Here is a 239-nt window from a genome sequence, read left to right on the forward strand (position 1 = left end):
TATGTTCTGCAACTTGGCGGCGATCTTGCGCAATGGAGCAGTAACGCACTCGATCGCTGGCATCTCGGCCTGATGGCTGGCTATGCCAACAGCAAGAGCCACACACATTCCAGCCTGACCGGCTACAACTCACGCGGGCAAATCGACGGCTACAGTGTGGGCGTGTATGGCACCTGGTACGCTAACGAAGCAGATAAAACAGGAACTTATGTTGATAGCTGGTTGCTCTATAACTGGTT

Annotated in this window: 1 protein-coding gene; it reads left to right on the forward strand. The window is 53.1% G+C overall.

The window, feature by feature from the left end:
* On the forward strand, positions 1-239 hold a 239-nt coding region (locus FC814_RS22725), incomplete at both ends, for an autotransporter outer membrane beta-barrel domain-containing protein (RefSeq protein ID WP_137326496.1).

The sequence above is a fragment of the Escherichia sp. MR genome (assembly GCF_005280595.1).
In the GTDB taxonomy this organism is placed as follows: domain Bacteria; phylum Pseudomonadota; class Gammaproteobacteria; order Enterobacterales; family Enterobacteriaceae; genus Escherichia; species Escherichia ruysiae.